Annotated in this window: 16 protein-coding genes and 1 rRNA gene; 11 read left to right on the top strand and 6 right to left on the bottom strand. The window is 42.6% G+C overall.

Features of this window, described 5'->3' with window-relative positions:
* The first annotated feature begins 5 nt into the window (after nt 1–5).
* The 4 genes from rrf to EAH57_RS05210 all read left to right on the top strand — a co-directional run bounded on the left by rrf (nt 6) and on the right by EAH57_RS05210 (nt 3,646).
* Nucleotides 6–120, top strand: a 5S ribosomal RNA gene (rrf, locus tag EAH57_RS05225).
* A 175-nt stretch (nt 121–295) separates the two neighbouring features.
* A complete protein-coding gene (locus tag EAH57_RS05220; protein WP_121929119.1) occupies nt 296–1,006 on the top strand; it encodes an Mbeg1-like protein in 711 nt (236 codons plus the stop codon).
* A 174-nt stretch (nt 1,007–1,180) separates the two neighbouring features.
* The gene (locus EAH57_RS05215; RefSeq protein WP_121929118.1) at nt 1,181–1,492 is read left to right on the top strand and encodes an ankyrin repeat domain-containing protein; all 312 of its coding nucleotides are present in this window, start codon (nt 1,181–1,183) and stop codon (nt 1,490–1,492) included.
* Between the two features lie 378 nt (nt 1,493–1,870).
* Complete coding sequence (locus tag EAH57_RS05210; RefSeq protein WP_121929117.1) at nt 1,871–3,646, top strand: SLC13 family permease; 1,776 nt, start codon at nt 1,871–1,873, stop codon at nt 3,644–3,646.
* Between the two features lie 52 nt (nt 3,647–3,698).
* Here EAH57_RS05210 and EAH57_RS05205 read toward each other — a convergent pair whose 3' ends face one another.
* Entirely contained in the window at nt 3,699–4,421 is a 723-nt protein-coding gene (locus EAH57_RS05205; protein WP_121929140.1) for a TIGR04219 family outer membrane beta-barrel protein, read from the bottom strand.
* Between the two features lie 130 nt (nt 4,422–4,551).
* Between EAH57_RS05205 and EAH57_RS05200 the strand changes: the two genes are divergently transcribed.
* The 4 genes from EAH57_RS05200 to EAH57_RS05185 all read left to right on the top strand — a co-directional run bounded on the left by EAH57_RS05200 (nt 4,552) and on the right by EAH57_RS05185 (nt 8,598).
* Nucleotides 4,552–6,003, top strand: a complete 1,452-nt coding sequence (locus EAH57_RS05200; RefSeq protein WP_121929116.1) for an aldehyde dehydrogenase family protein — start codon at nt 4,552–4,554, stop codon at nt 6,001–6,003.
* 49 nt (nt 6,004–6,052) lie between these two features.
* Nucleotides 6,053–6,625, top strand: coding sequence for a DUF1287 domain-containing protein (locus EAH57_RS05195; RefSeq protein WP_121929115.1), 573 nt, complete (start codon nt 6,053–6,055; stop codon nt 6,623–6,625).
* 368 nt (nt 6,626–6,993) lie between these two features.
* The gene (locus EAH57_RS05190; protein ID WP_004673661.1) at nt 6,994–8,472 is read left to right on the top strand and encodes a sodium-dependent transporter; all 1,479 of its coding nucleotides are present in this window, start codon (nt 6,994–6,996) and stop codon (nt 8,470–8,472) included.
* A gap of 9 nt (nt 8,473–8,481) precedes the next feature.
* Nucleotides 8,482–8,598, top strand: coding sequence for a methionine/alanine import family NSS transporter small subunit (locus EAH57_RS05185; protein ID WP_004673659.1), 117 nt, complete (start codon nt 8,482–8,484; stop codon nt 8,596–8,598).
* Nucleotides 8,599–8,656: 58 nt separating this feature from the next.
* Here the strand turns inward: EAH57_RS05185 and rsmB are convergent, their stop codons facing one another.
* Together rsmB and fmt are read right to left on the bottom strand one after the other, a co-directional pair.
* A complete protein-coding gene (gene rsmB / locus EAH57_RS05180; RefSeq protein ID WP_121929114.1) occupies nt 8,657–9,964 on the bottom strand; it encodes a 16S rRNA (cytosine(967)-C(5))-methyltransferase RsmB in 1,308 nt (435 codons plus the stop codon).
* Nucleotides 9,961–10,923 (bottom strand): methionyl-tRNA formyltransferase, encoded by a 963-nt coding sequence (gene fmt / locus EAH57_RS05175; protein ID WP_121929113.1) that lies wholly within the window; start codon nt 10,921–10,923, stop codon nt 9,961–9,963. Before fmt ends, rsmB begins: the two co-directional genes overlap by 4 nt.
* Nucleotides 10,924–11,134: 211 nt before the next feature.
* On the opposite strand from fmt, the gene ilvD reads away from it, so the two are divergent.
* From ilvD to EAH57_RS05160, 3 genes are all read left to right on the top strand, one after another.
* Nucleotides 11,135–12,964, top strand: a complete 1,830-nt coding sequence (ilvD, locus tag EAH57_RS05170; protein WP_004637289.1) for a dihydroxy-acid dehydratase — start codon at nt 11,135–11,137, stop codon at nt 12,962–12,964.
* A 133-nt stretch (nt 12,965–13,097) separates the two neighbouring features.
* On the top strand, nt 13,098–14,387 hold the full coding sequence (locus tag EAH57_RS05165) for a hypothetical protein (protein ID WP_121929112.1): 1,290 nt from the start codon (nt 13,098–13,100) through the stop codon (nt 14,385–14,387).
* 153 nt (nt 14,388–14,540) lie between these two features.
* Nucleotides 14,541–15,272: a sulfite exporter TauE/SafE family protein gene (locus EAH57_RS05160; RefSeq protein ID WP_121929111.1), complete on the top strand. Its 732-nt coding sequence runs from the start codon at nt 14,541–14,543 to the stop codon at nt 15,270–15,272.
* On the opposite strand, the gene EAH57_RS05155 is transcribed toward EAH57_RS05160, so the two are convergent.
* From EAH57_RS05155 to ppc, 3 genes are all read right to left on the bottom strand, one after another.
* Complete coding sequence (locus EAH57_RS05155) at nt 15,246–16,178, bottom strand: LysR family transcriptional regulator (protein ID WP_121929110.1); 933 nt, start codon at nt 16,176–16,178, stop codon at nt 15,246–15,248. The two genes, EAH57_RS05160 and EAH57_RS05155, sit on opposite strands and share 27 nt — an antisense overlap.
* Nucleotides 16,179–16,292: 114 nt before the next feature.
* Nucleotides 16,293–17,588 (bottom strand): solute carrier family 23 protein, encoded by a 1,296-nt coding sequence (locus EAH57_RS05150; RefSeq protein WP_121929109.1) that lies wholly within the window; start codon nt 17,586–17,588, stop codon nt 16,293–16,295.
* A gap of 311 nt (nt 17,589–17,899) precedes the next feature.
* On the bottom strand, nt 17,900–20,581 hold the full coding sequence (gene ppc, locus EAH57_RS05145; protein WP_121929108.1) for a phosphoenolpyruvate carboxylase: 2,682 nt from the start codon (nt 20,579–20,581) through the stop codon (nt 17,900–17,902).
* Between the last annotated feature and the right edge of the window lie 141 nt (nt 20,582–20,722).

Raw genomic sequence — 20,722 nt, 5'->3', positions numbered from 1 at the left:
AGTTTGCTGGCGACAATAGCAAGAGTGAACCACCTGATCCCTTCCCGAACTCAGAAGTGAAACCTCTTCGCGCTGATGGTAGTGTGGCACTTGCCATGTGAGAGTAAGTCATCGCCAGCTTTTAAATTCTAAACACCCCAGTCTCGTAAGAGGTTGGGGTGTTTTTTATTTGTCTATTTAAGGAGTTTTTACAGAAGAAATATAGCTTGATTCGTGAGCGATAGAAGAATAGTCTTAAGAAGATAATGAAAAAATTATAAACTAGTAGTTAAACATTAGAATAAAAGGAGTTTTTATGGGATTCTTAACAAAAATAGTTAATGCAGAAATAGCTGCAAGAAATGCACTCTATGCAATGATGGCATCGAATTGTTATCACGAAAAAGATAAATTATATTTTCCAATTGAAAAATGGAACTGGTTATTAGTTGACAAGGACGGAGACCCGACAGATGAGCCAACTAAAGAGGGGTTTTTGACAGGTTTTGCATATGATATTTATGAGCACCAAAATTCAAATAAAACTGTCATTGCTTTTCGAGGAACAGATAGTAAGAAGGATTGGATAGTATCTAATTTTGCGTTCCCTTTTTCGATACCTTATAAATCAGCAAGAAAAGCTGTGCGTAAATATTTAGAGAAATTTCCAGAAAGAAATTTATCGCTTGTAGGACATTCTCTTGGAGGTGGCTTAGCTTTGGGGGCATCTTGTCATTATGGAATCCCTGCATATGTTTTTAATCCATCGCCTAGAGTATTTGATGGTTTAGGTGACTATCATGAGCATGCGACTCGCATTTGTTTTTATCAAAAAGGAGATGCTCTTAATCAAATTAGAGAGATTTGGAGTGATAAATTTCTGTCAGTTGTGAAGGCTGAAGATATGTATGAAAGTGATTTCGAGTATGGTGCGAAGCATGATAGTGATCTCTTGGCAGAGTTCTTTCGCATATTGGGGGCGAAACAAGAATCAAAACTTTTAGATTTGGCTGGAGTTAAGAAATAATATTTTTAACGTTAATAATTCTTGAAGGTTGAGTTCTAATGAAAATGAAGAGGTCTCGTTAAATCAGTGAAGCCTTTTTATAATTAAAATTCTATTCTTTTGTATTTTATGATAGCCCGACTAAAAAATCATTTACTATTAGTTAAATTGAATTAATTTATGGTTTTTAGGAAAATGAAGCTCAACTCTTTCTCTCCGCTCCCAGAAGACGATGAAGAACTCAATCTTCCTGAGCTTGTATATTGGGCTTCACTTGGTGATGCTGAACAAGTTACACAATTATTAGAAGCTGGCATTGATCCAAACCAGATCGATGATGAAGGCTATAGTGCGTTACAGGCAGCAGCTGAGAACGATCATTTAGCAGTGGTGAAGCTGTTAGTGAGTAAAGGTGCAAACGTTGCTTATAAAGGCGAATATACTGCGCTACAGCTTGCAGAAATGGCGGAGCATGCCGACGTGATTGAGTATTTAAAAAGTCTTTAAATTTCCTATAAAAATGATAAATAAAAAAAGCCCCATCGTCCTGATGGGGCTTTTTTCGTATTTAGTTTATTGTTGCTTACTTCCTATAAACAACCACTTCCTGTGGGTCTTGTTATTCTGAAGGAGACTTCCTGTCTCTGTATGATTTGTATATTAAAGTGAATACAGGGCACTGTATATTCGTCAATGACCCCGATCACTGTACGTTCAGGCTTACATTGACCTCAACGCTTAGATCGTGTGATTTTTACCATATAAATGGATATAGAGGCAGGTTCTTATCATTATTTTAGCTAAGGTTAGCTTTAAATCGCATTTGTATATCAAGTTTTACTATATAAAATTCGGAAAATTATATACTTGTGGAAAGACTGTCTCATGGGTTGGGAAGGATGGTTGTCATTAGCCTTAACGTTAACAGGGCTGCTCACGCTGATTTTTTCAAGAATTGCTCCACATATCGTGATGTTAGCGATTTTGACTGTATTAAGTGTGTTGGGCATATTGACGGCCCAAGAGGCTTTGGCTGGCTTTAGTAACTCTGGTCTGATTACCGTTGCAGCAATGTTTGTGGTTGCTGCTGGTATTTCTAATTCTGGTGGTATTGACCTGTTTGTGAATAAGTTACTGGGCACACCCAAAACTGAACGCATGGCGCTACTTAGAATTTTCTTACCGATCGCACCACTTAGTGCCTTTTTAAATAATACCCCTGTGGTTGCAACCATGATTCCAGCATTGAATAGCTGGTCGAAGAAGATCGGGATTGCCCCATCTAAATTAATGATTCCCCTCAGTTACACCGCTATTCTGGGTGGAACGATTACTTTAATTGGTACCAGTACCAATTTGGTGGTCAATGGGCAGTATCAAGCATTAACGGGTGAAGCTGGTTTTGGTTTATTTGATATTACGATTATCGGTTTGCCTGTTGCGATCATTGGTATGTTTGCGATGTATTGGCTTGCACCAAAATTATTGCCCAATCATCAAGAGCAGAATGTCTTTTCCAATCTACGCGAATTTACCTTAGAAGTGGTGGTGAGTCCGAATGGTCCACTGGTCGGTCAGTCGGTTGCAGCGGCAGGGCTAAGAAGCTTAAAACGTGTTTATCTGGTTGAAATTGAACGTCAGCAAACCGTTTTATCAGCCGTCTCTTCGGATGAAATTTTATTTGGAGATGATCGTCTGGTTTTTGCAGGCGATACCGAAGCGATTACCGAACTGTTAAACATCAATGGATTGGTTGCACCTGACAGCATTGACGAAAAGTCGTCCTTGGAAGAAACACATGCAGGCCGTCGTTTGGTAGAGGCCGTTGTGTCACCGCATTGCGAAGCGATTGGTAGTGCGATTCGTGATGCCAAATTCCGTAATCGTTATGGTGCAGTCGTATTGGCTGTCGCACGCAATGGTGAACGTTTAAAAGGCGGCTTGGGCAATATTAAATTGCAGGCAGGTGATACCTTATTATTGGAAGCACGTCCTGCTTTCGTCACTCGACAAAAATATAATAAAGATTTTCTATTGGTCAATGAGCTAGATCATGAACCACTGCAACATGATAAAGCATTATTGTCATGGGGCATTTTACTCGCTGCGGTGATTGCTGCTGGCTTTAATGTGATTAGCATGCTTAATGCCGCATTATTGGCTGCAGGTGCCATGTTGATTTTCCGTTGTCTGACAGTGAAGCAGGCTGAAAAGAGCTTAGATTTAACGGTCATCCTAACCATTGCAGCTTCTTTTGCTCTGGGTGCTGCTTTGGAAAAGACAGGTGTAGCGGAAATGTTGGCGCAATTCATCGTGCATTTTAGTGCGGGTGAAGCGATCTTATTGCTGATTTTGACTTATTTCTTTGTTTCATTATTGACTGAAGTGATTACTAACAATGCAGCAGCATTGCTGACCTTGCCGATTGTATTGGAGATTACAGCTCAAGCGAATTTAAATCCGATTCCTTTTGTCTTTGCGATTATGATGGCGGCTTCCGCAAGTTTTGCGACACCGCTGGGTTATCAGACCAATTTAATGGTATTAGGACCAGGAAATTATCGCTTTAGTGATTTTATTAAAATCGGCTTACCCATGAATATTTTTATTGGTTGTGTCACGGTCACGTTATTGATTTTGTTCTTTCCCATTCAGTTATAAAAGATAAAGCCCTGAAGATTTCAGGGCTTTTTTTACGGCTCAAATCGCTTGTTTAGAAGTGGATGTCGATACCCAAATAAGGTCCTTTGAAATCAAATTTGAGATCATTTTTTTCGTAGTCATCTAGCTTGATATTTAAGATGCGATAGCCTGCTTTTAAACCGACATCTACCAGTAAGTTATCAATAAAGTTGTATTGTAATTCTGCTTGGGCATCGGTGATTTTGGTGTCATTGAAGTTGCTATATAACAACTCAGCTTTGGCACTTAAACCTGTGAATGGAAGTTTGACACCTGCTGACCCATAAATTACTGGAACCGTTTTATTGATATCGACTTTCCCCATTTTATAAAGACTACTCGTTGGGTCTGCTAGAAGTGTTGTGACATCACCATTTAAAGTGGTTGCACCAAATCCGACATCCGCATCGACGATATTGTCTAAGATCTCATAATATAAAATAAAATCGGTATGAGCGATGTCTAGGTCATATATAGGTTGCCCGAAAACCTCATTTTCTGTTTGCGTCTTTAGATTCACATGGCGAATTTTGGCATTTGGCAGTAACGGAATTGGATGTTCAAAAGCCAATGACAGTTGTGCTGAACCTTTGCGGTCTAAGTCTTGATCTGGTGCAGATGTTTGCGCAGCCATATTGGCTTTACCGTTGTAGTTCCAATAGCTGAGATCGCCTTTGACACCAATTACGTCTGCCTGTGCTAAACCACATAGGCTTGTCCCTAAAGCAAGCATTGATATTTTTAATATTTTCATTGTATTGTCCCAATAAATACGAGAAACAGTAATGAATTGTTGTAAATTCATCACCGATTGGGCGCATCATATAGTGAACAATTCAAATATGCAGTAGTCTAATTTTAAATTTTTGCAAAGAGAATAAAAAATGTCAGATACACAAAGTGTTGTGGATTACCCCCTGTATGTGGCAGGCAAGGCAATCACAACAGGTCAATGGTTAGAGGTACAGAATAAATATCAAGGCACGACATTTGCGCGAGTGGCGTTGGCAGATGCCAAGGTTTTAGAAAAGGCGATTGCCGCATCGGTCAAAGCAGAAGCCGAAATGGCAGCATTAAAACCTTTCCAAAAACAACAAATCTTATTGCACTGTGTAAAACGCTTTAATGAGTTACGTGATGAGCTGACCGAAATTTTAATCGCAGAAGGTGGTAAACCTCGTGGCGCGGCCAGTGCCGAAGTTGAACGTTTAATTAATACTTTTCAATTGGCTGCGGATGCCGTGACGCAACTTGACGATGGTCGAGTATTACCTTTAGCCGTCACGCCAGCCGCAGCACGTTATCGCGGCATGGTGAAACAGGTGCCGATTGGTGCTGTTTCATTGATTAGTCCCTTCAATTTCCCTTTAAATTTGGTGGCACATAAGATCGCGCCTGCCATTGCGGCAGGTTGTCCTTTTGTTTTAAAACCAGCGAGTCTAACCCCGATTAGTGCATTAAAAATTGCTGAGGTGTTGGCAGAAACGGATTTGCCGAAAGGTTCGTGGTCGGTATTGCCTTGTGAGCGTCAAGCCGCTGATATTTTAGTCACAGATGACCGTTTTAAATTACTCAGCTTTACCGGTTCTGACCAAGTGGGTTGGGATATGAAAGCGCGTGCAGGTCGTAAAAAAGTGACTTTAGAGCTGGGTGGAAATGCAGCGGTGATGATTGAAGCAGATGCGGTTGTTGACGATGCTTTGATTGACCGTTTGATTGGTGCTGCATATAGCCATGCTGGGCAGGTTTGTATTAGTGTGCAACGTATTTTAATTCATGCCGATCTTTATGCTGACGTGAAAAAGAGATTGTTGGCAAAGCTGAAAAAAATCAAAGCTGACGACCCTGCATTAAGCACGACATTGGTTGGTCCTATGATTAAAGCTGCGGAAGCAGTTCGTTTGAAAAAGTGGATTGATAAAGCTGAGAAGAAAGGTGCGAAAATATTGATCGGTGGTAATCTACAAGGCGTTTTACTCGAACCAACTTTGTTGGAAAATGTTGATGCCAAGCTGGAAATTTATAAGGATGAAGCCTTTGGCCCCATCGCAATTCTAGAGAAATATAAAGAGTTTGAGCAGGGCATTGCTACCATAAATCAAAGCCGTTTTGGTTTACAGGCTGGTGTCTATACGCAAAATCTCAATAAAATGCTGTATGCATGGGACCATTTGCATGTGGGTGGGGTAATTATTAATGATGTGCCCACTTTCCGTGTCGATAATATGCCGTATGGCGGCGTGAAGGATTCTGGCTTAGGTCGAGAAGGGATTCATTCTGCGATTCGTGATATGCAGGAAGAGCGTTTATTGGTCATTAAGGAAACTCAAGCCTAATCAGCTTGGCGTGTCGTGTATTCATCTCATGTTGGCGAAAGGAAAGTCCATGCCTAAATTTTATAAGCTAGTCCTGTTGTGCTTGTGCATGTTGTGGACGCTGTCAGCATGGGCATTTTCTTCGCAGCAGTTGGTGAGCGATGCACGAAAACAAATAGGTGTCACCCGATTTTATGACCCTGCTTATACCCGGTTGGATTATCCGATGGGTGATGTACCGATGGTGAAAGGTGTCTGTACTGATGTGGTGGTTCGAGCATTACGTCGTCAAGGCATCGATTTACAGCAACGGATGCATGAGGATATGCGGCAGCATTTTAAGCTGTATCCAAACAAATGGGGACTTAAAGCGCCCGATAAAAATATTGATCATCGCCGAGTTCCAAATATTGCCACCTATTTCCAGCGAAAAGGTTATCAGGTGCGTGATCAAAACTATCGTGCTGGGGATATTGTGACGTGGGATTTAGGGCAGGGGCTGGTGCATATTGGCATCGTCTCGGATAAGAACAGTTTTTTTCAGAAAACCCCGCTGATTTTGCATAATATTGGTCGAGGAACTGAAGAATCAGATATTTTGTTTAAGTATAAAATCACGGGACATTATCGAATCAAAAATTAAATGCATGAAAAGTAATTATGCTGATCACGTTTTTAAATCAAATGAGAAATTTAAACGAGGTAAGAAAATTGAGTTGAAAAATAATCAATCGTGTCTGAATTGGCGATGAATGGTTATATTTTTTTGTATAAATTACAGTAAAAATAAATAAAAAAGGGTATTGTTCAATCATCAACAGGCAAAAAATAGTCAAAATTTTTTAAGGAAGAGTTTTCTAATTTTTGCTGGTTTGAATATAAGAAATGAAAACTCAAAAGGTTTTTTCTGATTCAACCAATAATAGGATTTGCATTGGTACTTTTCTTGCTAGCAGTATAACAACCAGAGAACAGCAGCATCGAAAGTTGCCTTAGGAATAGGTTATTTTTATGACAGAAACTCGTGAGCACTGGTCGGCACGATCAGGTTTTATCATCGCCGCAATTGGTTCGGCGATTGGATTAGGTAATATTTGGCGCTTCCCGTATGTCGCTTATGAAAACGGTGGCGGTGCATTTTTAATTCCTTATTTAGTAGCTTTATTAACGGCAGGATTACCCCTTTTATTTTTAGATTACGCAGTCGGGCATCGCAGCAATGGTGCACCGCCGAAAGCATACCAACAACTCACCAAACGGGCTGAGTCTTTGGGATGGTGGCAAGCATGTGTTTGTATTGTGATTGCGCTTTATTACGCCAGTGTACTGACTTGGGCAGGAAGTTATATTTATTTCTCCTTCGGTCAAAGCTGGGGTACAGACCCAGAAAATTTCTTCTTTAACAAATTCTTGGCGACTTCTCAGGCCGCCACTTTTGATCTGACGTTTATTGGTCATTTGTTTTGGCCATTAATCGGCGTTTGGGCCTTAGTACTGTTTATTTTGTATGGTGGTGTTCGTAAAGGCGTTGAGCTTGCGAACCGTATTTTCATGCCGATATTATTGGTACTGTTTGGTATTTTGGTGATTCAAGCTTTGCGTTTACCGGGCGCTGTAGATGGTCTAAATGCCTTCTTTACCCCAAACTGGGAAGCCATGAAGAACTATAAAGTCTGGTTAGCGGCTTATGGTCATATTTTCTTCTCGCTTTCGATTGGATTCGGGATCATGGTGACCTATGCCTCTTACCTAAAACCAAAAACCAATTTGACGGGTTCAGGTTTGGTGATTGGTTTTGCTAACTCTTCGTTTGAGATCTTGGCAGGTATTGGTGTTTTCGCAGCCCTTGGCTTCATGGCACATGCAGCGGGTACTAGCGTACAAGACGTGGTGAGCGGCGGTATTGGCTTGGCATTTATTGCGTTCCCTAAGATTATTTCAAGCTTAGGTGCAGGCGCAGAGTTGTTCGGGATCTTATTCTTTAGCTCGCTCTTTGTGGCTGGTGTTTCATCGATGGTCAGTATTTTGCAAGTACCGATCTCAGCGATGCAGGACAAGTTAAAATGGAGTCGTGCTAAAGCCGTGACTATTATTGGTGGTGGTACTGGTGCAGTTTCTATTTTCTTATTCTCAAGTGCCAACGCGATTAAACTGGTCGATATTATTGATCACTTTATTAATAATCTAGGCATTGTCTCAGGTGCTTTGGTTTCGATCATTATGGTGTCATGGTTCAAGCGTTCACTGATGAAAGATCTAGAGCAGCATGTCAATCGTGTATCTACCATCCAATTGGGTGGGGTTTGGGAATTCACCTTAACCATCATTACCCCAGTTGTTTTGATTTCTACCCTTGGGCTTGCATTAAGTGCATTGTTGCAAAAAGGCTATGGCGATTATGCAATGAGCTTACAGCTTTGGTTTGGTTGGGGCTGTATTTTATTCTGTGCGATCGGCGCATTGTTTATGAGCAGCTTAAAGAATCGCTAGGAGATGACGATGAATACTTCAGCTTTAATCATGATGATCATTGCAATTGGGTTGTTGTGGGGCGGATTGGTGCTTTCAATTATACATTTGATGCGTCATCCCGAACAAAAAGATGATAGCGTATAACAATGCGTTGATCAGAATAAAGAAAGCCATACATTGATGTATGGCTTTCTTGTTTATGTTAGGCGATCTTCTGGATACAACAATAATAGAAGCCATCACCTGAATGTAGGTAAGGTAATAACTGACGACCATAGGCCTGTTCAATACCCCAGTCTGCTTCGATTTTGATTTCTTCAGCATTGCTATGTTCAGCAAAGAAAGTTGCCATTTGCTGTTCATTTTCAACTTTTAGAATCGAGCAGGTAATGTATAACAGCGTGCCACCCACTTTGAGTTGTTGCCACATCTGTTGCAAAATTTGATGCTGTAATGCCACAGTTTGCGCGATGTCGGTCGATTGTCTCAATAAACGGATATCTGGATGGCGACGAATTACACCTGTTGCAGAACACGGTGCATCGAGCACGATACAGTCGACTGCTTCTGCTGCCTGCCAAGTCGTTGCATCTGCTGTAACAATCTCAACCTCGGTTTGATCTAAGGCAAGACGTTCTATATTTTCAGACAAACGTAATAAACGTTTTGCATCATGGTCAAGCGCAATCAGTTTTTTAGGATTATAGCGCTCAAGAATATGTGCTGTTTTACCACCGGGTGCAGCGCAAGCATCGACAACGACTTTATCATCTAAATTCGGTAAAAGGGTCGCGCATAATTGTGCATGTTCATCCTGAACAGAAAAACCGCCTTCTTCGAAACCCGGTAGATGGGTAATGTTGCCCGTTTGTTCCAAGACAATACCAACATTTGAAAGCATGCAAGGACGAGCATCAATTTGTTCTTCATCCAAAATTTCTAAATATTCGTCACGACTGACTTGGCGTTCATTGACGCGCAGGGTCAGTGGTGCAACTTGTTTTAAGTTTTGACAGATTTCATCAAATTGATCAGGCCAATCTTTTTTAAGTCGTTTGAATAACCAACTTGGTAAACCATGCGTATTATTCAACGCTGTTTGGAATTCATCTGTTTCACGTGAAACACGGCGCAGAATCGCATTGACCAAACCACTCATTGGCTCGAAACCGAGTTGCTTAGCAGCATTTACAGTTTCGGAAATCGCAGCATGTACAGGAATACGAGTACATAAAATTTGATACAAACCAAGATATAAACAACTTTCCAGTGCTTCATTGTCTAATGGTTTTGTCAGCAAGGGTAAGGTAATTGCTTTTAAAGAATACCACTGGCGTAAACAACCCAAAGTAAGTTCGTGATATAAGCCACGTTCACGTTCAGAAACGATATTGATATGTTGATTCAACACGGAAGCCAAAGATTGCCCATTTTGAACAGCCAACAGTGTTTTGATCACTTGTGCACGCAGATTCAAATGTTTTGCAGATGATTGATTCGATTGGTTCATGGGAGAATTTGTCCAAGATGCAATTTTTGGGTTTGTATCATTTGTATTGGATTGAGTGCTTTACCGCCGGGCCATTGCAGGCTGGTTAAACACACTGTGCTGTTTTCACCACAGGCCACATGGACACCGTGTTTGTCCATTGCAAGAATTTCACCGACTTGCGCGTTTGCTTTGCTGTGTTGAGAAAGGGTTGAACCCCAAACACGTAGCGCATTATTTTCATCCAGTTGGATAAATGCCACAGGCCAAGGATTGAAGGCACGAATATTGCGATCAATTTGAACGGCATTTTGAGACCAATCAATACGCGCTTCTGCTTTGACTAACTTATGCGCATATACGGTGAGCGCTTCGTCTTGTACTTCACGTTTGGCAATAAAGTCTTGTAGGCTTTGCTCTGATTCGAGCACGGTACAAATCGCGTCTGCACCTTGAGTCGCCAGTTTATCGTGCAAACTCGCAGAGGTATCTTCTGCTGTGATCGGACAATAGGTTTTATACATCATATCGCCAGTATCCAGACCAGCCGCCATTTGCATAATGGTAATGCCTGTTTCCACATCACCTGTGGCAATGGCGCGTTGAATCGGGGCAGCACCACGCCAGCGCGGTAATAATGAACCGTGAATATTGAGACAACCGTATTTAGGTGTATCCAAAACCGCCTGAGGTAAGATCAAACCATAAGCCGCAACCACCATTACATCTGCACCAAGTGCAGCAAGCTCTTGTCGAGCCGCTAAGCCTTCTTCGGTCGAGGCTTTAAAATGCAAAGGTTGATAAACAGGTAAACCGTGTTCAAGTGCAAGTTGCTTGACTGGGGAAGGTGTTAATTTCTGCCCACGACCTGCTTTGCGGTCAGGTTGGGTATAAACTGCAATAATCTGGTGTGATGATTTTAATAATGCCGCCAATGCCGTTGCAGCAAATTCAGGCGTACCAGCAAAAATGATTTTCACAAATGCATTCCGAAAAAAACTTAATGCAAATTATAAGCGAAAAAGCCACTAGCCCCTAATCAGAAGCTGTGAATTGCCTTTGAGCAAAAAAAGATAGCTTCAGTGGTCATCTGTTAAACGATAACTTGTAGTATGATGGACTGAGCTCAGTATCATTTCGCCAGAGAGAATGTCCTATTCATCTCGAGCACAAACTTGTTGGGAATACAAAATGCCTGATTATCGTTCGAAAACATCAACACATGGAAGAAATATGGCTGGCGCGCGTGGTTTATGGCGTGCGACGGGCATGAAAGATGAAGATTTTGGCAAACCTATTATTGCGGTGGTCAACTCATTTACCCAATTTGTTCCAGGTCATGTGCATCTTAAAGATTTAGGGCAACTGGTTGCACGAGAAATCGAAGCTTCTGGTGGTGTTGCAAAAGAATTTAATACCATTGCAGTCGATGACGGTATTGCGATGGGTCATGATGGCATGCTGTATTCACTACCATCACGTGATTTGATTGCCGATTCTGTGGAATATATGGTCAATGCCCATTGTGCTGATGCAATGGTATGTATCTCGAACTGTGACAAGATCACACCGGGAATGCTGATGGCTGCGATGCGCTTGAATATCCCTGTGATATTTGTGTCTGGCGGTCCGATGGAAGCGGGTAAAGTCAAATTCCGTGGCAATGAGAAAGCAATTGACCTCGTTGACGCGATGGTAGTTGCGGCAGATGAAAGTTATACCGATGAAGAAGTTGCCGCGTTTGAGCGTTCAGCTTGTCCAACTTGCGGTTCGTGTTCAGGCATGTTTACAGCGAACTCGATGAACTGTTTAACTGAAGCTTTAGGATTATCTTTACCGGGCAATGGTTCAATCGTCGCTACCCATGCAAATCGTGAAAAATTGTTCTTGAGAGCAGGGCGCTTGGTAGTCGAATTGGCAAAACGCTACTATGAACAAAACGATGACAGCATTTTACCGCGTTCGATCGCAACCAAAGATGCATTTGAAAATGCCATGACCCTAGATATTGCCATGGGTGGTTCAACCAATACGGTATTACACTTGTTGGCTGCTGCTCATGAAGCTGAAGTCGATTTCACCATGGATGATATCGACCGTCTTTCTCGTCTAGTGCCTGTGTTATCTAAAGTTGCGCCTGCAAAATCAGACGTACACATGGAAGATGTCCACCGTGCAGGGGGCATCATGGCGATCTTAGGTGAGCTTGATCGTGCCAATTTGTTAAAAACATCATGTCCAACCGTACATGAACCAACGCTGAAAGATGCATTAGACAAGTGGGATATTATCCGTACTGAAGATGCCGATGTATATGAGTTCTATCGCTCATCTCCGGGTGGTATACCAACCCAAGTGGCGTTCTCACAAAACCGTTATTATTCAACTTTGGACGGTGATCGTGAAAATGGCGTGATTCGTAATGCTGAGCATGCCTTCTCTAAAGATGGCGGTTTGGCTGTGCTTTACGGCAACATCGCGTTGGATGGCTGTATCGTGAAAACAGCAGGTGTGGATGATTCGATCCTTAAATTTACCGGCACTGCGCGCGTTTTTGAGAGCCAAGATTCTGCGGTCGAAGCGATTTTAGAGCATAAAATTGTGGCCGGCGATATCGTGGTGATTCGCTACGAAGGTCCACGTGGTGGACCGGGTATGCAAGAAATGCTGTATCCAACCAGCTATTTGAAATCTAAAGGCTTAGGTAAAGACTGTGCTTTGATTACCGATGGTCGTTTCTCGGGTGGTTCTTCGGGTTTATCGATTGGTCACGTTTCTCCAGAAGCTGCGGAAGGCGGAGCAATTGGTTTGGTTGAAGATGGTGATACCATTGAAATTGATATCCCAAATCGTACCATCCATTTAGATGTGGATGATGCAACCATGGCACATCGCCGTACGGTTCAAGAAGCCAAAGGTTGGCATCCAGTAGAAGAACGTAAACGTAAAGTGTCTAAGGCACTCAAGATTTACGCGATGCATTCAACCAGCGCAGCAAAAGGCGCAGTACGCGTTTTGTAAAATTTCAAATCCCCCTAAGTCCCCCTTTTTTCAAAGGGGGACTTCCACGAATTATATTCAAGTATTAAACTCGTGTAGTTCCCCTCTTTTTTAAAGAGGGGTTAGGGGAGATTTCTATCAAGAGGCAATCGACATGTCTTTGTTACGTCGTTGGTTTGATCCCATCCGATCGAGCTGGTTTTATCAGAAACCTTCTCGTCAGGCGGTATTACCCACGGAACAGGGTTTAAGTATTTATCTACGTTTAGATGATGTGTATAGCTATCTTGCAGTGCAACAGTTGGCTCAGCTTAATGAGATTTTGAGCGATGAGCTTAAACCGTTAAAAGTCATTATTTCAAAACAAGATGCTGAACCTCCCAATGGTATGTCAGCACAAGATTGGCGACGATACTGTCTCAATGATGCCAAGATTTTAGCCAAACAACACCGTTTTGGCTTTGATGAAACCCCAGAAATTCCAAGTCCAGAAGCATTACAACAAGCTGAAACCATTCTAAGAAATACGCCTTTACGAGAACAAAATTTTTTACATTTGCTGGAAGATGTTTTCCATATGTTATGGCAACAGCAATATGGAAAATTACGCACCTTATATGCGATGGCGAAACAACACCAAACCCCACAAGATTTTCCTGAACGAATGTTTCAGGATGTGCCTGTTTCAGCTAGTTATTTCGAGTTTAGTGAACGCAAGTATCAAGCCGTTGATGATTTATTGCGTTTAACGCGCCGTTTAAAACAACAAAAATTATTGACGGGAACGCCTATTTTTCTGATTAATCACATCGAGTGGCGTGAGCATTTGATCAACGATGGTGAAGCATTGGCAGAAGTGCAAGCCTTACATCCAGAGTTAGATCTCTATATTGCGCTTGAAGACCCGATGAGTTGGTTGTTGTTGGATTATATCAAAGCAGAACTTGCTGATTATTATAATATTCAGCTCAAAGTCTACCCGTTGAGCTATCAAGGTCGAGATTGGTTTGACTGGGGACTGGCAACCCGTGTTTCAAAACGGACGGAAGTGGCATTCACCCCGTTTTGCCGTCCAACCAAAGAAGCCAGCTATGAAATGGCAAAGCTGTTCTATAGTGTGGCAGAAGAACAACAGGTCGATTGCATTCATCAGATTTTGGAAGGCGTGTGGACACGTGGTAAAGACCTCTCTTTTAAAGCACATTTCCAGCGTATGCAGAAGCGTTTAGAAGTTGAGTGCATTACTGAACAAGATATTGAGGCTTTATTGCAACAAAATGATGAATTATGTCAGCAGAAGCATCAACCTGATTTTCCCGTTTTAGAGTTACGTATTGATGGGCAAAGTTACGTGTTTAATAGCTTATACCGTGTTTGGATGATTGAAAGTATTATCAGTAATGTGTTGGAAGAAAAATATAAGAATGACAGTTTAGAAGGCTAGAAGGCTTAGCGTCTAACAGAGAAAAATTAAGCGTGGAGGAGCTACACTTAAGCATTTGGCCTCAACGTATAATTGAGCCATGCTCCTAAAAACAAGAATACGCGATTTCAATTATTTCCGTAGCATAGCTGTATATGAATGCGGAGATAGATCATGACCTTTTTGATTATTGTAACGGCAGTATTTGCATTCGCTGGCATGATAAAAGGCATGATCGGTTTAGGTTTGCCTGCGGTGTCGATGGGATTACTCACCATCGCAATGAGTCCATTTCAGGCGGCCTCACTTTTGATCGTACCCTCTATGGTGACCAATGTTTGGCAGCTTTTTGCTGAAGGTCAGGTCTGGTCATTTATCTGTCGTTTCTGGTCTTTGTTATTGGGCATCATTCTCGGCTCTATTTGGAGCTTTTTGCCCACCTTGAACCAGAGTCAAGGACAGAGCAGTGAGATTTTATTGGGCAGTATGTTGGCAATTTATGGACTCTATGGTTTATGTGCCAAAAAGCTACCTGATCTGGCAGGGCATGAGCGTTGGCTTTCTCCATTCATTGGTTATATCGGCGGTGCAGTCACCGTCGCGACAGGGGTTATTATTATTCCCATCGTGCCGTATTTGCAGTCTTTACATTTAAAACGTGATGAACTGGTACAGGCTTTAGGGCTGACTTTTACCGTTTCCACGATTTGTTTGGCGATCTTTTTGCATTATCACCCGACTACAGGTGGGGCTTTAGACTATCGATGGTCTTCCGTGGCATTGGTCGCAGCTTTGATCGGCATGTGGTTCGGAAAAAAAGTGCGTTACCAATTGAACGAGCAAAAATTCCGTCAGTTATTTTTTATCGGTTTGCTGGCGCTAGGGAGTTATATGGTCTTGCACTAAAACGTTTTGCTCATCTTGTGGTTTGCGCGCCAATAGAAATTTTGCAAAGTCTTGGTAGCTTTGCGGGAGTTGATCGAAGTCTTGGCTGGCGAGGAGGAGTTTGCGATTTGCCCATGCACCCAAGAGTTGAATTGCTTGAAAATGATAAATACCTTGTAAACGTTGAGCCGCACGTGCAGGCATAATCGCAACACCGACCCCTTTTGCGACCACTTCCGCAATCGCGGCAAAATTCGGTAAACGTAAGCGATAGTGCATGTTGAAGCCTAATAGTTTGGCTTGAGTTTCAATAGACTGTTGTAGTGAATGATGTGGCATGAGACCAATAAAATCATATGCCAAGGCATCGACTAAGTTGAGTTGTGCCTGCTGGGTCAGCACATGCGAATCTGGGCAGATCAGTACTAAGGGATCGCTAGCAAAATCCTGAGTATGTAAATGACGAGTGTCAAAAAAGCTTGAAACCAAGCCTAATCGAGCGATTCCTTTGGTGAGTGCATCTACAATTTCTGAGCTTTCCGCTTCGTGTAAGTCAATATTGATATGCGGATAATGCATCAAGTATTGGGGTAATAAGGCTGGAAGATATTCACTCTGTGCAGAGGAGTTACACCACAGAATCAATGACTCGGCGCTTTTCTGACGAAAGCGTTGCATGTCTAGTTCAAGTTTATTTTTTTGTGCGTTGAGTTTTTTGGCATGTTCCACCAAAGCATGACCAGCCGTAGTCAGTTCGACACCTGCATTGTGTCGAATAAATAACGGCGTTTCAAAGTATTGCTCTAGTTTTTTTATCCGTTCACTGGCTGCTTGTAAAGAAATGGCAGCACGATCTGCACCTTGGGTCAGGCTACCTGTTGCCACAATATGAAGAAGCAGTTGTAAATCAAAAAAATCAAAACGCATGAGCTGAACACATTGAAGTGTAAACAGTCATCATACTAAAAATACGGTAAAAAAGGAGATGGCGGATCAAGATCAGCATAAAAAAGGCAGCGCGTGCGCTGCCTTGATTCGGTGTTAGTTTTTATCTTTTAAACTAAAGAGCAAATTCAATAAAATCGCAGCAAAGGTTGCGGTACCAATACCACCCAAGTTGAAATTTCCAAACAGCAGTTCAAAGTTACCTGCCCCGAGAATGATGGTCACTGATGCAACGATCAGGTTTTTATTATTGGAAAAATCGACCTTATTTTCGATCCAGATCTTCGCTCCTGCAATGGTAATCAAACCAAATACCACAATCGAAGCACCTGTCAGCACTGCAGTTGGAATGGTACTGATCACCGCACCAAACTTAGGTGAAAGTCCCAAGAAAATCGCAAATACCCCCGCAATCACAAACACGATGGTTGAATACACACGCGTGACGGCCATCACACCAATATTTTCACCGTATGTGGTCATGCCCGGTGCACCAACACTGCCCGATAAGGTCGTGGCAACGCCATCAGCCACAAATGCTTTGCCCAAATAAGGCGTCAGGTTTTCACCCGTCATCGCACCAACGGCTTTGATATGTCCGAGATTTTCTGCCACTAAAATCAGGGCAACAGGGGCAATAATCAACATGGCGTTGAGGTCAAAGGTCGGATTTGAGAAGCTTGGAATACCAAACCAAGGTGCAGCGGCAATTTGGGAGAAATCAATGGCTTTGCCGAGACCTAAACCATTGGTTGCTATGGCATAAATGGCATAGGCCATCAATAAACCAACCAAAAGTAATAAACGCTGTAATAAACCTTTGGTGAAAACGGCGATCAGACCCATACACAGTACGGTGATCAATGCCATCCACATCTCAAAAGGCTGACCTGCCACACTTTTAATGGTAATCGGCGCAAGATTTAAACCAATAATCATCACCACAGCCCCTGTCACCACAGGCGGCATCAATTTTTCGATCCAGCGCGTCCCGGTCAACATGACGGCTAAACCAATCAAGGTATACAGTACCCCACAGGCGATAATACCGCCCAAAGCGACAGATAAATTGGGATTTGCACCTGAGCCAGTGATATGTCCAGTTGCGGCCGCAACGACGCCGATAAAAGCAAAGCTAGACCCCAAATAACTGGGAACGCGACCACCTGTCATCAGGAAGAACAGGATGGTACAAATCCCTGACATTAAAATGGCAAGGTTAGGACTAAAGCCCATCAACAACGGTGCTAGTACCGTCGCACCAAACATGGCAAATGCGTGCTGAACCCCTAACACCGCACTTTGTAAGGGCGGTAAATATTCATTGGTCGCGACAGGGCGATGATCAATCTTGCCCTGATACGGCTGCCATTTTGGGAACCAACTTGACATAAATTAGACTCATAAGGAGATATCAGCGCGTATGATACTCTGTCTTAAATCGTGCTTTCACCTATATTGTTTTAAGAATCTTGGGGCTAACACTTTATCTATTAATATTTTTACCTTTTGGTAAAATATACTTCAAAATAACTTATCGGATTTATTGTTTATTTTGTCTAAATTGTTTGAAAAGTTAAGCGTTTTATTTTCAAAAGAATATTTGAGTTTTTTTCAAAAAATTTTATAAAAAATGGCATATTTTGCCAATCGAGCCATCAACAGTCACAATTTCTGTGGATGGCTCTGTGAGAAATGGCCTGTTAGCCCGTGTTGCGCAAGCCCGCAGCGATTCCTGCGATACTGACCATTAAGGCATGATCGACAGGGCTATGTTCGGTTTGATGTTCAGTCAAATATGCACGACGACGCTTCATCAATTCGGCTTGTAATAGATGCAGCGGCAGTAGATATGGTTTACGCACCTGCATGGATTGATCCAGCACCTCATTATTACTGAGCAGTTTTGATTCACCTTTCAGGCTGAGTAAGGTATCAACTGCATTTTGTAGTCGTTGACGTAGTTCGACCCCCAATACTTTTAAGTCCTGATCTTGGGTGAGGTGTGATTCATAGTACAGTGCAATATCCGCATCGGATTTCGACAACACCATTTCCAACATATCAATTAAGGTTTGGAAATAAGGCCACTGCTCTAACATCTCATCCAATGTGTTTTTATGTTGTTCGTGCACTTGATTAATCGCGGTGCCTGTTCCGAGCCATGCAGGTAGCATCAAGCGAATCTGTGTCCATGCAAATACCCACGGAATCGCACGTAAGGATTCAATCCCACCAGTGACTTTACGTTTCGCTGGACGAGAACCCAATGGCAACATTTGCAACTCTAGTTCTGGGGTGACGGTACGTAGATAACGGACAAAATTTGGATTTTCACGCACGGTTTGGCGATAGACTTGTACTGATAAATCTGTCATTTGATTCATCAAAGCGCGCCATTGTTGCTTTGGTTCAGGTGGTGGCAGCAAGGTTGCCTCAAGTGTCGCAGCGGTATAAATCTCTAAGTTTTGTAGAGCGATTCCTTCTAAACCGAATTTAAATCGAATCATTTCACCTTGTTCGGTGACTCGAATCGCCCCTGAGATTGACCCTGGTGGCTGAGAAAATAAAGCTTGTTGGGTTGGTGCACCACCACGACTGATCGAGCCGCCACGTCCATGGAATAAGGTCAGTTGTACGCCATGTTTTTTTGCAATTGCGGTCAGTTCTTCTTGTGCACGATACTGCGCCCAATTGGCTGACATAAATCCTGCATCTTTGGCAGAATCCGAATAGCCAATCATCACTTCATGTTTGCCTTGGATGTGCTGTTTGTACCAATCCATATTGAATAAAGTATTCATGGTTTTGGCTGCGCCGTCCAAGTCCTTGAGCGTTTCAAATAATGGCACCACCCGTAAGGCTTGTTGAATGCCTGCTTCTTTTTGCAAAAGTAAAACCGCCAGCACATCGCTTGGATATTCTGCCATTGAAATGATATATGCACCTAAACTCTCACTCGGCTGTTCTGCCAAGGTGCGCATAGTGGCAAAGACTTCGAGCACATCGGGGTGTTGAATCAGGCTGCCTTCGGGTTCATTCAAAAATTTAGGTAATAGTGGTCGTTTGCTTTGTAATTCCTGAATTAAAAAATTCTGCCGCGCTTGTTCGGTCCAAGATTCAAAATTACCTAAGCCTAAATATTCAGTAATGGCTGAAATGGCTTGGCGATGTCGTCCTGATTCTTGACGAATATCCAGTTTTAACAGTTCAATCCCAAAACAGTTAACCCGATAGATGAAGTCAAGCAATTGCCCGTTGGCGATTTCAGCTAGGTTGCTGTCCATCAGCGAGCGATAACACAGCAGCAAAGGTGCGAGTAGCTCCTCTGTGGTTTTGATGATGTTGCTATCGTCTGCCTCTAGACCCTGTAGGCGCTGTGTTAACCAATAACGGGTTGCTTTTAAGCGTTCGCGGGTACTGCGTAAATACTCACGATACGGTTCAGGATGTTCATAACCCAAAGCTTGGCTCAACTCTGCTGAGCAGCTTTGAATCGACAGTTCCCAACGCAGATTTTCAATATCACGCAGATATAAATCAGCCGCTTGCCAACGCGATAACCACAGTACTTCTTGGGTGACTTGATGGGTGACGTTCGGATTGCCATCACGGTCGCCCCCCATCCATGAGGCAAAACGGATCGGCGCAATGGTCATCGGTAGAGGTTGTTCGCAATGCTGTTGTGTCAATTCATTCAGCTCTCGAACAAATTTTGGTACGGCATTCCACAAGCTTTGTTCAATGGTGGCAAAGCCCCATTTTGCTTCATCTACAGGGGTTGGGCGGTGCTGGCGAATCTCGTCAGTTTGCCATGCCGAACTAACCAGTTGTTTCAGTGTGGCAACGCAGTGTTGGCGTTCTCTCGGCGTCAGCTTCTGTTGATCCAGTTGGGACAAACAATCGGTAATATCATCATATTTTTGAATCAAAGTTCGACGACTGATTTCAGTCGGATGGGCGGTGAGGACCAATTCAATTTTTAAATCACAAATTTGTTGGAACAGTTGTTGTGGACTGATCTTTTGGGCATTAAATTTTTCAAATAAATGTGAGAGTGGGTTGGGGCTGGAGGCGTGTTTATCAAACTCAGCCTGACGGCGGCTACGTACCACGTGATATTGTTCAGCAATATTGGCAAAGTTGAGAAAATAAGAAAATGCGCGAGTTAGGGGCAAAATCTCTTCGTCTTTTAAGTTGAGGAACAGTTGCTCAAGCTGTTTTTCTGCTTCGATTTGGCCATCACGTGCATCTTTGGCGAGGGTACGAATTTGCTCAATTTGATTAAACAATTCTTGCCCAGCATGTTGCTTTAAGATCTCACCCAGCAAATTGCCTAATAATCGGACATCTTCACGTAATGGAGCAGTGATCTGCTGAACCATTGTATTTCTCCCTCAACGATCGCTTGTTATTGTCTAAAAAATCTTGTGCGGTATATGGCGCATGTCGCAAGTAACAGTGGCATACAACAGCGCTGCTTACTATTCGACTATAGCGTGATTGAGAGACAATCCAAGTGCAGA

Origin of the sequence: Acinetobacter sp. 2JN-4 (assembly GCF_003687745.1) — a bacterium.
GTDB lineage: Bacteria > Pseudomonadota > Gammaproteobacteria > Pseudomonadales > Moraxellaceae > Acinetobacter > Acinetobacter halotolerans.
Note: the sequence above shows the minus strand (reverse complement) of the source record. Positions and strands in the feature narration are given on the sequence as shown.

Bases quoted from the DNA above. Each gene is read 5' to 3' on its own strand.
- EAH57_RS05220 (WP_121929119.1), top strand. From the start codon at position 296: ATGGGATTCTTAACAAAAATAGTTAATGCAGAAATAGCTGCAAGAAAT.
- EAH57_RS05215 (WP_121929118.1), top strand. From the start codon at position 1,181: ATGAAGCTCAACTCTTTCTCTCCGCTCCCAGAAGACGATGAAGAACTC.
- EAH57_RS05210 (WP_121929117.1), top strand. From the start codon at position 1,871: ATGGGTTGGGAAGGATGGTTGTCATTAGCCTTAACGTTAACAGGGCTG.
- EAH57_RS05205 (WP_121929140.1), bottom strand. From the start codon at position 4,421: ATGAAAATATTAAAAATATCAATGCTTGCTTTAGGGACAAGCCTATGT.
- EAH57_RS05200 (WP_121929116.1), top strand. From the start codon at position 4,552: ATGTCAGATACACAAAGTGTTGTGGATTACCCCCTGTATGTGGCAGGC.
- EAH57_RS05195 (WP_121929115.1), top strand. From the start codon at position 6,053: ATGCCTAAATTTTATAAGCTAGTCCTGTTGTGCTTGTGCATGTTGTGG.
- EAH57_RS05190 (WP_004673661.1), top strand. From the start codon at position 6,994: ATGACAGAAACTCGTGAGCACTGGTCGGCACGATCAGGTTTTATCATC.
- EAH57_RS05185 (WP_004673659.1), top strand. From the start codon at position 8,482: ATGAATACTTCAGCTTTAATCATGATGATCATTGCAATTGGGTTGTTG.
- rsmB (WP_121929114.1), bottom strand. From the start codon at position 9,964: ATGAACCAATCGAATCAATCATCTGCAAAACATTTGAATCTGCGTGCA.
- ilvD (WP_004637289.1), top strand. From the start codon at position 11,135: ATGCCTGATTATCGTTCGAAAACATCAACACATGGAAGAAATATGGCT.
- EAH57_RS05165 (WP_121929112.1), top strand. From the start codon at position 13,098: ATGTCTTTGTTACGTCGTTGGTTTGATCCCATCCGATCGAGCTGGTTT.
- EAH57_RS05160 (WP_121929111.1), top strand. From the start codon at position 14,541: ATGACCTTTTTGATTATTGTAACGGCAGTATTTGCATTCGCTGGCATG.
- EAH57_RS05155 (WP_121929110.1), bottom strand. From the start codon at position 16,178: ATGCGTTTTGATTTTTTTGATTTACAACTGCTTCTTCATATTGTGGCA.
- EAH57_RS05150 (WP_121929109.1), bottom strand. From the start codon at position 17,588: ATGTCAAGTTGGTTCCCAAAATGGCAGCCGTATCAGGGCAAGATTGAT.
- ppc (WP_121929108.1), bottom strand. From the start codon at position 20,581: ATGGTTCAGCAGATCACTGCTCCATTACGTGAAGATGTCCGATTATTA.